Source organism: Desulfuromonas sp. TF (assembly GCF_000472285.1).
Lineage (GTDB): Bacteria > Desulfobacterota > Desulfuromonadia > Desulfuromonadales > ATBO01 > ATBO01.
In genome coordinates, this window is record NZ_KI421422.1 from 51,046 (window position 1) to 63,636 (window position 12,591).

The window sequence follows — 12,591 nt, forward strand, 5'->3', positions numbered from 1 at the left end:
ATCATCTCCAGATAATGCTCGAAGACGTCCAGCCGTGCATCCGCTTTCAGGAGCGGTTCGTCGCGAAAGCGACGCAGCAGCGCTTCGGCGAAGCCCGCCACCGAGGTGAGGGGATTGTTGATCTCATGGGCGATGCCGGTGGCCAGCACGCCGATACTCGACATCTTCTCGGTCTGGATCAGGTGCATCTCCTGCAGCCGCTTTTCCGAGACGTCCCGGAAGAAGACCAGGGCGCGGTTTTTTTCGCCCCAGGCGTCTCTTATGGGGGTGGCGGTAAGCTCCACATACCGGATTTTCTGCCCTTCTCGCGGGAGAACAAGAGTCGTATCCACTCGCTCGCCTTTGAGAGCTTTTTCGACCGGGCACTCCCGCGGCTGTGCGGCGGCTTCCGGATGAAAAAGTTCCCGGCACGACTTCCCCGGCACGGTCTCCTTGGGAAAGAGCTGCGGACTTATGAGATTGTGATGCTGGATCAGCCCGTCATGGTCATAGACCGTGATGCCGTCGCCGATCGAGTCGAAGATCGTCTGCAGCTCATTGGTCTTGTTCCGCAGTTCGACTTCGGCCTGCTTGCGCTGAGTGATGTCCTGGGTGGTGCCGTAGAGTTTTACCACCTTGCCGGCACTGTTGACCGAAGGCTCGACGATCGTATAGACCCATTTGGAGGTGCCGTCGTCAAATTGCAGGCGATGTTCGATTTCATAACTCTTGCCATGGTCGATACCCCGGCGAAGATGCGCCATGACGTTCTCATGATCCTCGGGGTGGACCACGCGGGCAAAAGCCTCCTGCGTCGTCTCTTCCGGTCGCAGGCGCAGGATGCGCAGCAGCTCGTCCGAAGCCTTCACCTCGGCGGTCACGGGATCGAAGCTCCACGAGCCCACATGAGTCATGGACTGGGCTTTGGCCAGGTTGTATTCACTCTCCGAAAGCGCCTGCTCCGCCCCTTTCTTCTCGGTGATGTCGACCAGCACTGCCAGACATTCTTCCCCCGATTCGGTCGCCATGGCTTCGATCCGGACATAGAGAGGTTGAGGACCTCCCGTCGCGAGGCGCAGTCTGCAGGTCTCCTTTCCCTGGCCCGCGAAGACCGTTCGAATGAAATTGGCGAAAACAAAGCAATCTTCGTCGGCGACAAAATGCTCGAAGCGATGGTCGATCAGGGCGGAACGGTCTATCCCCAACAGGCGCACGCCCGTGAGGTTGACCGAACGGATGAGCCCCTCGGGGTCGAAGGTGAAATAGCCCACCGGGGCGAAATCGTACAGAAGAGCGTACTTGTTCCTCGACGCCTCGAGTTCCTCCCGGGAACGTCGCAGCTCCTCGACCTTCGCTTCCAATTCGATCTGTTCGGTCGGAATTTTTCTCCGATTCTTCAAAGGGATTTCCTCAAGGGCAACAAGCAAATTGTCAGGTTATCTGGTCACCAGTGGCTCCGACCCTCGGGATCCAGACTCGGCGCCGAACCGCTGCCGCCGCGGGTGTAATAATCGCGATAGTCATATTCCTGATCTTCCTCGACCTTGTTGACGGACTTCATGGACCGGTGCTCCTCTTCAAGGTAGAGGTTGCGGAAGAGATCTTCGACAATCAGGTTCAACTCTTCGACATTCTTAACCACCTCGACCTTGTCGCACCAGGCCCCATACTCTTCGATCAGGCAATCGCCCCTTTTCCACAGCGATCGATCTTCCGGAGTCAGCCAGAGCATGTAGCCGGCCTTCTCGCGAACCTGATCGAGCACCCACTCATTGGCCTTATTATAGTTGTTGCGGGCATCCCCGAGAAAAATCACGGCCGGTCTGCCGCGCAGGTTTTCGAGATATTTTTCCTTGAAGGTCAGGAACACCTTGCCGTAATCGCTGTTGTCGTCCAGGTTGACGATCTCGCCGCTGTCGATGTTTTTCATCATGGTGTTGATCGGCGAGTTGGAGAGCATCTCGGTGATTTCCGCCAGCTCCGCGTTGAATATGAAGCTGCGGACATCCATCAGGCGGTTGTGCAGGGTATGAAGCAACAGCAGCATGAACTGCGACGCATGGCTGACGGAGAAGCTGACGTCGCAGAGAACCACGAGTCTCGGCTTCTGTTTGCGCTTGCGGCGCAATTCCAGCAGAAAAGGCACCATGCCGTTGCGATAATTTTTCTGGATTGTGCGGATGACATGGATTTTCCCTCGGTTTTCCCTGTTTTTCACTCGGCGGATATCCTTTTTCAGACGCAGGATCATCCGTGAGACCGCATCCTGCATCGCATCGAGTTCCTGCTGCGAAAAGGTCACGTCGCGCTTCTGTCCGCTCGGGGGCTTGAAGGCCATGGTGACAGGATTCTGAGGCATCCGCATGGAGGGCCGCGGGGCTCCCGCCTCTCCCCGGTAGCCTTTGAGCCGTATTTCCATCTCCGACCCGTCGAGCTGATCGAGATCGATCTCTTTGAGCCGCTGCAGATCCTTCAGATCTTCGGGGCTCAGGCCGGCTTCGACCATCGCCAGAGACATGTTTTCATTGACCATCTCAGGGTTGGTGCCGAGCATCGCCTCCCCCTCCATGCTGATGATCGCCTCATCGAGCAGGTCGGCGGGATCCACTCCCATGCCTTCCGGGTAGCTGCTGAAGAAACGTTTAAAAACCTTCTCGAAGGCGGGGATGTCGTTGACATTCTTCACCAGCGTCAGGCGCAGCAGGCTGCGCACCTGGCAGCGCCCTTCAAGCCCTCCGTAAGCGAGGGCGCAGACCGCATCGAGGCTCTCTCCGGGAGATACCCGCAGCCCTTCCCTTCTCAGTTCGGCGACAAACCTGGTGATGATGGCTTCCATGCCTAGCCCAGTTCCCCTACCGCCAGCTCGATCACCTGCTTCAGGTCGGCTTGATGCTTGGAGATCACGCCGACGGTATTGGCAACCACTTCCGGAGTCAATCTGGTCACATGAAGAATGGAGAGAACCTCAGCCCAGTCGAGGGTCTCGGAGACGCTGGGCGGCTTGCGCAGGTTGAGCTCGCGGGCTTTCCGCAGAAAACCGACCATCTGTTGTGCCAGCTCGTCACAGAGATCGGGGAAGCGGGCCCTGACTATCCGGACCTCGCGTTCCATCTCGGGGTAATCGATGTAGAGATAGAGGCAGCGCCGACGCAAAGCGTCGGAGATCATCCGGGTGCCGTTGCTGGTGAGGATCGCCAGTGGTTTGTTGATGGCCTCGAGAACTCCAAGCTCCGGGATGGAGACCTGAAAATCGCTCAGACACTCCAGCAGCAGCGCTTCGAACTCATCATCGGAACGGTCGATTTCGTCGATCAGCAGCACCGAGCGTTTCTCCGACAGAAAGCTGCGCAGTATCGGGCGCTGCACCAGGAAATTACGGGAGAAAAACAGGCTCTCTTCGCTGGCCAGTTGCTCAACGGCGTCGCGAAGATCGTTAGCGGCGCAAAGCCGATTGTCGAGCTGGGTGCGCAGCATCTGGGTATAGAGCAGTTGCTTGCCGTATTCCCAATCGTAGAGAGCCTTGCCTTCGTCGATCCCCTCATAGCACTGGAGCCGCACCAGCGGCAGATCCATGACCTGGGAAAGAGTCTTTGCGAGGCCTGTCTTGCCGACACCGGGAGGTCCCTCGATCAGGATCGGCTTCTCCATCCGCAGGGCGAGAAAAACGGCGGTGGCAATGGCCTCATCGGCAATGTAACCCCCGGTGCGGAGGAGCTCTTTTACCTTCTGTTCGGTTATCATTTCTACCTCGCGGCTTCTTGCAATTAAGTTTCTGCTCTATTTTTGAATTCGTAAGCTTCAAATCAGATCTTATCCGCGTGCATCAAATTTGATCCGTGTACGGGTTTAACAACTTTTCAAAATTTTTAAATATAAAAGGGCTGCCGGCGCCAGGAGTGGTGTTCCCCAGAACCAGCAGCCCCTTACTTCAGCTTACCAACTGCAATGTCTTACATGCATCCCTTGAAAACGGCGCGCATATTTTCAAAGCCGATATCCACGGGATTGCCTTCGGAGCAGATATCAGCGGCGGCGAACTTGGACAGACCGTCGAGATCCTTATCCTGCAGGCCGAGGTCACCGAAGGTGGTGGTGATCCCCAGGTCGTCCTTGAGCTCCTGGATCATGTCGATGAACTTCTCGCCGGCTTTCATGTCCGATATGCCGTTGGTGTCGATGCCGGCGGCGCGGGCCATCATGGCGAAGCGCTCGGGGCATGCCGGCAGGTTGAGGCGACAGACGTCGACCAGGGCGATGGCATTGCAGAGCCCGTGCGGCGAGTCGTAGAGACCGCCCATGGCGTGGGCCATGCTGTGGACGATGCCGAGACCGGCGCTGTTGAAGCTGTAGGCGGCGGCCATTTCGGCCCAGACCATCTGCTCGATGGCCTTGTCGTTGTTGCGGTTGTTCGCCGACTGGCGCAGATTGCCGAAGATCTCCGTGATCGCCCAGAGGCCGGGGCCGTAGGCCGACTGCACACAAAGGCGGGATGCGATCGCTTCTACGGCATGGGTCAAGGCATCCATGCCGGTATAGGCAGCCAGTTCCTGGGGCATGCACTGATGAAGCAGGGGGTCGTTGACGGACTTGCTCGGGGTGCAGTTGGGATCGAACAGGGCCATCTTGTACATCTTCTCGGTGTGATTGATGATCGAGAAGCAGGAGACCTCCGAACCGGTTCCCGAAGTGGTGTTGATGGCAAGATGGGGGATCTTGTTCGGCTTGGTCGCCTTGAAGGCGCCCTCGAAAGAACGGACGTCCTGACCGTCATGGCTGTAAACCAGCTTGATAGCCTTGCAGCAGTCGGTGGTGCTGCCGCCGCCGATGCTGATAAGGCCGTCGAATTTGCCGGAAGCCAGAACCTTGGCGCCTTCCATGACTTCGAAGTCTTTGGGGTTGGGGGTCGCCTTGCTGAAAACCTCTGAGGCGACGCCCGCGTGCTTCAAAACCCCCTGGATGGCGTCGATGATCCCGGTTCCCCGAAGACCCGTGGTGACGATCAGGGCGTTGGTCATGCCCAGGGCTTTGGCATCGTTGCCAACCATCGTATGCGCGCCCCAGCCGATATTGACCGAGGGATAGGCGTGCTGCATCTTGATGGGGTACTCTTGTTTTTCAAGGCTCAGGGTGCGTTTTTGGTCTTTGAAATGTGGCATTGCGTGTTTCCTCCTTTTTCGGTTGGTGGTGCTTCGATGTGGGATGAAACCTGCCGAGTTGCCGGCAGGATTCCTGCTCCGGACGTCACTTCATTAGAACAGGGTTATAGATCTCTTCCGAACAAAGAATCGAGACCGTCTGAACATCCTTCTTGCCCTTCTTGATCGCGCAAACGAGGATAGAGCAAGGAGAGTGCCAATGTATAACGATGGTTTAAACAGCCGTTATATCGACCATTTTCCTCAATGAGCGACAAGGGAGAACCGGGTCGGGGAAATATGTAACAGTTTTTTATAAACGAGGTTTGTTTTGGCTAGGTATTTTTCCCACAGTGGGGATTTTCGCCCCGTCAGCAGGAAAAAAATGATGAAAAGGAATGGTTGCAAGGCCTCAAAAAAAAAGGTGCCCCTCGACCCAAAGTCAAAAAGGGAGGACCTGAGAGCTCCCTGAGAAATCTAATTCATGTTTTAAGGCTGCTTGCTTTTTGATGCCCGGATGGGTCGTTGACGGTCGCGTTGAAGGGGATGAGAAAAATAGAGCAAAACGGCCGGGGACTTTCTCCTCATTGTGTATTTTCGCCACACATGAAAGGAGGGGGTATTTCTGAAAAGGGTTTCGCAAGTGAAAACGGGATGTTATCAAAAAAGGAGAGGGGGACCGGACCCGGACCTCTTCGGGAAAAGAATATTTATCACTGCCTTGGAGCAGGATGTGGGGAGAAATGCACCAGCTTGCGGTCAGGCGGAGAGGCCGTACCTTTCGAGTTTTGTGTATAGCGTCTTTCGATCGATTTCCAATATCTTTGCGGCCCGGCTCTTGTTCCCTTCGACCTTTTCGATGACCTTCTGGATATGGTCGCGTTCAACCACCCACAGGGGAACCGTCTCCACCTCCACTCCGCCGCCCTGATTCAGCAGCAGGTTTTTGGGGAGGGAGAAAGGGAGCAGCTCCGTCGAAATCACTGTTTCGTGGGCAAGGATGCATGCCCGACGGATCGTATTGCTCAACTCCCGCACATTGCCGGGCCAGTCGTGTGCGCACAGGGCCAGGATCGCCTCTTCGGTGATCTCCCAGCTCTCCCCCCGCCGATCGTTTCCCGTGCGCAGGAAATGCCATACCAAGGGGAGGATGTCCTCGCGCCTCTCACGCAGGGGGGGCAGATTGATGGGCAAAAGATTGATTCGATGATAGAGGTCTTCGCGGAAATCGCCCCGGGCGACGCACTCATTCAGGTTCTTGTTGGACGCAAAAACGAAGCGCACGTCGACGCTGATGTCCCGGTTACCGCCCAGGCGTCTGAAGGTGCTGGTTTCCAGGACACGCAGCAGTTTAACCTGGACATCGAGGGGCATCTCGGAAACCTCGTCCATGAACAGGGTGCCTGTATCGGCCAGCTCAAAGAGCCCGGCCCTCCCCTTCAGCGCACCGGTATAGGCGCCCTGCATGTGCCCGAAGAGTTCGCTTTCCGCGGTATGCACGTTGAGACGGCCGCAATTGACGGTGACGAAGGGCTTGTCGGCGCGACGGCTGGCATCGTGAACGGCCCGGGCGATGAGTTCCTTACCGGTGCCGCTCTCGCCGAAAATGAGCACGTGTTCGTCGACCCCCCCCCAGCGCTTGACCGTTTCCAGCACCTTGATCATGGCCGGGCTCTTGCCGACGATCCGGTGATTGTCCAGCTTGCCGACCTCCATCTTCAGATTGATGTTCTCGACCCGCAGCCTGTTCTTTTCATAGGCCTTATCGAGGACCATTTCCAGCTCATCCAGCTTTACGGGCTTGGTCAGGTAGTCGTAGGCGCCGAGCTTGATGCACTCGACAGCCGTCTCGATATTGCCGTGGCCGGTGAACATGATGATCTCCGGGATGTTCGATTCGGCCCGCATCTGCCGCAGGACGTCCACCCCGTCCGCATCGGGCATCCGAACGTCGAGAAGAACCACGCTGTAGACTTCCTCCCGATATCGGTTCAGTCCCTCTTCGCCGCCGGAAGCGACATGGACCTTGTAGCCGCTCCTCGTCAGTTCGGCCTGCAGCAGCTCCCGAAGCGGCGCCTCATCCTCGACGACCAGAACCTTGATGTTTTTATCTATTTTTCCCGACATGCCGGCAACCTTACCGAAAAGAGAGTTCCCTTGCCAATCTCCGTTTCCACCTGTACTTCTCCGCTGTGCTTTTTGACGATATTATATGAAACCGCCAACCCCAGTCCGAGACCCTGTCCCACCGACTTGGTGGTAAAGAAGGGATTCCATATCTGATCGAGAGTCTCCGGGGCTATCCCGCTGCCGGTATCCCGAACCCTGACGACCACCTCGTCCCCCTTGACCGCCGTGGAGATCGCCACCAGACCGGGGCCGTCGATGGCCTGGACAGCGTTCAGCACCAGATTCAGAAAGACCTGGCGCAGAGCGGCGGCATCACCCTTGACGACCGGGGGGTCGGCACAGCCGTCGAAATCGATGGAGACCTTGTCGTAACGGGATTTGTGCCTGAGAAGCTCCAGAACCTCCTTCATCAATTCATTGACATCGACGGCACTGATGGTGCCGTCGGACTTGCGGCTGAAACTCAGGAGACCGTCGATGACCCCCTTGCAACGATACGCCTCACGGATGATGACATTGAGGTACCCTTGGAAATCCTCCAGGCGGGGGTCGACCGCCAGATCCGGAGCGTCACGGAACCGGCGCAGCAGCGCCTCTGCATATCCCGCCACTGAGTTCAGGGGATTGTTGATCTCGTGCGCCACTCCGGCGGCCAGCACCCCGAGGGAGGACATCTTCTCTGCCTGCATCAGCTGAAGTTCCTGGGTACGCTTCTCGGTCACATCCCGCAGAAACAGCAGGGCCCGGTTGCTGCCGGAGGGATCCTCGATGGTAGTGGCGCTGATGTCGAAATGGCGGGGAAGGCTCTTCCCTTCTTCATCCCTGGAGAAGGTTATCGAAACCTGGCAGCTCTCTCCGGCCAGAGCCCGCTCTACCGGGCAGCTCTCCGGAGCTCGGCTTCTATCCTTGTGAAAGATGTGCCGGCACCCCTTGCCCACCAGGGTCTGCGCCGGAAACAGCCGCGCGCAGACATGATTCCGGTGCTGGATGACCGCACGGTGGTCGAAGACGATGAGCCCGTCGCTGATGGCGTCAAAGACCGCCTGCAGTTCGCTTTTCTTGGCTCGCAGGCCGATATTGGCGGCTTCGAGTTCCTGGATCTTCTGCTTCACATCGGCGTAAAAGCCGATTTTGGAGCTGCTCAGCCCCAGCAGCTGATCGAGATGGGCTTCGTCGACCCGGGCATGTTTGATCTTGTCCATCAAAAAGCCTTTTCCAGAATCTTGAGCAGGTCGTCGGCATCGGCTTCCCGGGGCGACGTCAGGATGCATACATCCCTGGTCGCCTTCTCCGCGAGATCCGGAAGATCTTCCCAGCGGACTCCAAGACTGCGAAGAGAGCGGGGGGCGCAGCCGGCATCGAGGAGCGACTCGATTGTCTCCTGGGCTATCTCCGCCGCCCCCCCTCTCGAATCTTCATCGACATGGTGGCCGAGGGCCCAGGCCAGTTCGGGAAGCTTCTCCGTCACCACCGGGATATCAAAGCGCAGCACTTCCGGCAGGAGCACGGCATTGACGCTGCCGTGATTGGCGTTGTAGAGGCCCCCGATCGGGTGAGCGAGGGCATGCACGATACCGAGCAGGGAATTGGAAAAAGCCATGCCTGCGTGAAGGCTCGCCCTGGAGAGGTTTTCGAGATCTTCCGGGCGGCGCTCGCGAACGGCGCGGACATAACTTTTGGAGAGCAGGCGAATGGCTTTCAAGGCGTTGACGTCGGTGAGGCTGGAAGAGGCGACGGAGAAAAAGGCCTCCACCGCATGGCTGAGAGCGTCGGTGGCGGTGGTGCAGACGTATTCATCGGGGAGCGTCTCCAGGGTGTCCGGATCGGTCAGGCTGATATCGGGCGCCACGCAGCGGCTCATTATTGTTATTTTGCAGTGCTTTTCCGTGTCGTTCACGACGACGAACTGGGAAACATCCGAGCCCGTTCCACAGGTGGTCGGACAGAGCACCAGAGGCGGAAGGGGCCGGTGAATCTTATCGGACCCCTCGTAATCCTTGATGCTGCCGCCGTTGGAGACGAGGATGGCGATCCCCTTGGCGGCGTCCATGGCGCTTCCGCCGCCCAGTCCGACAATGACGTCGGCGCCATGGCGGATATATTCCCTGGCTCCCTGGTCGATCTCGAAGTCCTTGGGATTAGGCGTCACCTGATCGTAGAAGACGAACGCCAGCCCCTCCTCCAGCAGGCTGCGCATGACCACATCGACCCAGCCCGCCTCGAATACACCCTGATCGCTGACCAGAAAAACCTTTTTGCCCCCCATCCTTCTGGCACAGGAGCCGACCTGATTCAGGAGCCGGCGTCCGAAGATGATCTCCGGAACTTCGAATTTGCAGTGAGTGCTGCCCGTATTCACCATAAATCCCGTCTTTCCTGTTGAAAAAAATCCGGCGCGCCTGGTTCGCTCTGGACGAATCCGTTCAGCGATATCAATTTACATTAGCAACAGTCGTGCCGTTTTGACAAACATAGTTTTAAAATCGTAAATAAACCCCGAATGCGCCCTGCGAGAAATCTCCACGGTGGGGAAGAGTTCCCCAATGATCCAGTTTACTCCGCATGATAGGAAAAACGCAACCTGCCACGGAAGGCCTACCTCGGGTCGCAAATGCCCGATTTTCAATATCCTAGCCCCGCTCTACCCGAAATATATTCACTGGCGGACAGCTCCAGGCGCCCGACCGGAACAGAAGTAAAACAGAAAAGACATATCCCATTTTTCCACAATCTTAAAAACATAAAAATTTCAATTTTTCGTTTTATTTCAGCATATTAACTGAAATACCAGTGTTTTATTTTCTTGGCACCACGGTTGCACTCATGAAAAGACGACCTCGAAAGCTCCATCCTCCTTGCCTGATCGCGCGATCGGCAAACCCCCTTTTGGAGAGATGGCTACAGGGAAAAGGAAACACTGAAGTTTCAATCGTTTTTGTGACTTTTCATGGAGGCAGAGATGAACAAAAAAGCGTTATTAACCCCAAGAGGTACAACGCCAATGCCGGGAAAACGATATGTGCAAAAAGCGATTGGCGCTGAAAGGAGCATGTGATGCCGAAATATATCGTTGAACGTGAAATACCGCAGGCGGGCAATCTTTCCCCCCTGGAGCTTCAGTCGATATCCCGGAAGTCCTGCGGCATCCTGCGGGAAATGGGTCCGCAAATTCAGTGGGTCCAGAGTTATGTCACCATGGACAAAATCTTCTGTGTCTACATCGCTCCCAATGAAGATGCTGTTCGAGAGCATGCCTTGCAGGGCGGATTCCCGGCAAACGCCGTCGTTGAAGTCAAGGCCATGATTGATCCAACGACCGCGGAATAACCCGAGGCTCTCGCAATCAACATTGTCAAAGAATTTTCAACCAGCCCGATCGATGATCGTCCGGGTTCCCGGCAAGGAACTCTGCCGTTTCAAATTTGTTGCTTGCTGTCAGAGGCCGAAACAGCCATGACACTTTTGAGAAAGGAAGTTTTATGAAATCAGCACAATTTTTCACTGCTTTGCTTGCATGCCTCGTGGTTCTGGCAATCAGCACCCCGGCATCAGCCGAGATCGTCCTCTACGACAAGGAAGGGGCGACGTTCGGCGTCGACGGTTCTTTCAACACGTTCTATGTTCATAGCGACAGCGACAACGAGATTGCCGACACTGACCGCACGCAGTCCCGGGTCAAAATGGGTTTTCTGCCCAACTGGATCGGCTTCAACTTCAGCAAGCAGGTCGGCGACCTGAAACTCGGCGGCCGTTCCTCCTTCTGGGTGACAATCAACGACAGCGATGATCTGAACGGCGGGACTCACGGCATCACCGACACCGGCATCGATGTCCGCCAGTTCTACGCCACCGTGGGCAGCGACTGGGGTCAGGTCCTTCTCGGCAAGGACTTCGGCCTGTTCAGCCGCTCGAATATCTTTCTCGACGAGATCCTGCTCGGCTACGGCAATGTGAGCGACACCTTTGGTCTCATCGACGGCGCCAATGTGTCTTTCGGCAATATCGGCACGGGATACATCTACCCGATGCCCGCCGCGCAGATCACCTACCGCTCCCCCGACCTGGCCGGCTTCAAGCTGGCGATCGGCCTGGTCGACCCCTCCCGCACCACCACGGGGCCCAACGCGGAAGAGGACATGCCGAGATTCGAAGGGGAATTGACCTACAACTACAAATTGGCCAACGGCAATATCACCGCCTGGGCCGGCTTTCTCCACCAGCAGTCCGAAAGCGATACGGAAGATATCGATTCTACCGGGATCTCCTACGGCATCAAGGCGAGGATTGCGGGCCTGGGCCTCCACGCTTCCGGCTTTAGCGCGGAAGGTGTAGGCCTCCTGCTCGGACCCGGTGTCGATACGGTTCTTGGCATTCCCCTCACAGAGGCGGGAGATGAACTCGACAGCAATGGCTATCTCCTCCAGGCTTCCTACATCATCGGCAATGCGAGGGTTGTGGGCTCCTATGGCAAGAACGAGCTTGAGTTTGAACTCGTCGATGAGTTGGAAAACGAAACCGTCACCGGGGCCTTGTTCTACGCCGTGAACGACAATTTCAACCTCGTCGCCGAATACAACATAAACGAAATCTCGTCCGGCGGCGCCGAAGAGGAAACCAAAACCATTGCCCTGGGTGCGATAGTCAACTTCTGATCCCAAAGACAGCTGTCAGGGGTGAGATGCCCCTGACGGCTTATCGGGGCAAAGGATCACGAGCGGCTTTGTCGAAAACGATCTTTCCCGCGCCGCCAATGAAGCCGGCCGGGAGGGAATAATCAATGGAGAAAGATTATGACTTTAGCTCTTCTGGTTTTGATCAGCATCATGTGGGTTCCGGTCGGCCTGTTTTTCCTCGGTTACGGTGAAGCCAAAACGACCGGTTTTGTCAGCGCAATCGTGGGCATCCTCGTTGTATTGGGGGCGACTCTTCAGGCGGCGGTTTTTACCGACCCTTTTACAGCCGGGCTGCTTTTCGTCTTCGGCGTTCTTTATCTTCAGACGGGCCATGCCCTGATGACGGGAGTGACAGATCTGCGTACCGTCGGAAACGGCGCACTGCTTGTCGGTCTCGTCTGTGCCGTTTATGCTTTTTTCTTTGCCACCGGCGGCGGCGTGAAGGCCGATGGTACGACCTTTATCGGCGTCACTCCCTATCTGGCTTTCATGAACCTTACGTTCGTCGTTATCTGCTTTACTGTAACCGGCGTAACTTACGGCAAAGTCAATCCGAAGGTAGCCGCAGTGATGTTTATTGTCCTGAGTTTCACCTGCCTTCTGACCCCGGCATTCAGCCTGATGGGGTACGGAACCCTGCCCTTTTAGTCATGACGAGTTGCCGGGGGGGGGGT

The 12,591-nt window shown here is 56.6% G+C and carries 10 protein-coding genes; 3 read left to right on the forward strand and 7 right to left on the reverse strand.

Annotated elements, in window-relative coordinates:
• The 7 genes from DTF_RS23840 to DTF_RS0115250 form a co-directional block, all read right to left on the reverse strand.
• A partial coding sequence (locus DTF_RS23840; protein ID WP_226989372.1) for a PAS domain-containing sensor histidine kinase occupies positions 1-1,379 on the reverse strand: 1,379 nt, incomplete at its 3' end.
• 44 nt (positions 1,380-1,423) lie between these two features.
• Complete coding sequence (locus tag DTF_RS0115225; RefSeq protein WP_027716012.1) at positions 1,424-2,815, reverse strand: VWA domain-containing protein; 1,392 nt, start codon at positions 2,813-2,815, stop codon at positions 1,424-1,426.
• A gap of 2 nt (positions 2,816-2,817) precedes the next feature.
• Positions 2,818-3,720, reverse strand: a complete 903-nt coding sequence (locus DTF_RS0115230; RefSeq protein ID WP_027716013.1) for a MoxR family ATPase — start codon at positions 3,718-3,720, stop codon at positions 2,818-2,820.
• A gap of 209 nt (positions 3,721-3,929) precedes the next feature.
• Positions 3,930-5,135 carry an iron-containing alcohol dehydrogenase family protein gene (locus DTF_RS0115235; protein ID WP_027716014.1) on the reverse strand — a complete coding sequence of 402 codons (1,206 nt, stop codon included), beginning with the start codon at positions 5,133-5,135 and terminating at the stop codon, positions 3,930-3,932.
• A 738-nt stretch (positions 5,136-5,873) separates the two neighbouring features.
• A complete protein-coding gene (locus DTF_RS0115240; RefSeq protein WP_027716015.1) occupies positions 5,874-7,241 on the reverse strand; it encodes a sigma-54 dependent transcriptional regulator in 1,368 nt (455 codons plus the stop codon).
• Complete coding sequence (locus DTF_RS0115245) at positions 7,226-8,446, reverse strand: nitrogen regulation protein NR(II) (RefSeq protein ID WP_027716016.1); 1,221 nt, start codon at positions 8,444-8,446, stop codon at positions 7,226-7,228. Before DTF_RS0115245 ends, DTF_RS0115240 begins: the two co-directional genes overlap by 16 nt.
• On the reverse strand, positions 8,446-9,606 hold the full coding sequence (locus DTF_RS0115250) for an iron-containing alcohol dehydrogenase (RefSeq protein ID WP_027716017.1): 1,161 nt from the start codon (positions 9,604-9,606) through the stop codon (positions 8,446-8,448). The genes DTF_RS0115245 and DTF_RS0115250 overlap by 1 nt, the downstream gene beginning before the upstream one ends.
• 692 nt (positions 9,607-10,298) lie before the next feature.
• Between DTF_RS0115250 and DTF_RS0115255 the strand changes: the two genes are divergently transcribed.
• From DTF_RS0115255 to DTF_RS0115265, 3 genes are all read left to right on the forward strand, one after another.
• Positions 10,299-10,571 (forward strand): DUF4242 domain-containing protein, encoded by a 273-nt coding sequence (locus DTF_RS0115255; protein ID WP_027716018.1) that lies wholly within the window; start codon positions 10,299-10,301, stop codon positions 10,569-10,571.
• Positions 10,572-10,723: 152 nt separating this feature from the next.
• Positions 10,724-11,896 (forward strand): porin, encoded by a 1,173-nt coding sequence (locus DTF_RS0115260; protein ID WP_027716019.1) that lies wholly within the window; start codon positions 10,724-10,726, stop codon positions 11,894-11,896.
• Between the two features lie 138 nt (positions 11,897-12,034).
• Positions 12,035-12,565, forward strand: coding sequence for a hypothetical protein (locus tag DTF_RS0115265; RefSeq protein ID WP_027716020.1), 531 nt, complete (start codon positions 12,035-12,037; stop codon positions 12,563-12,565).
• Positions 12,566-12,591: the final 26 nt, after the last annotated feature.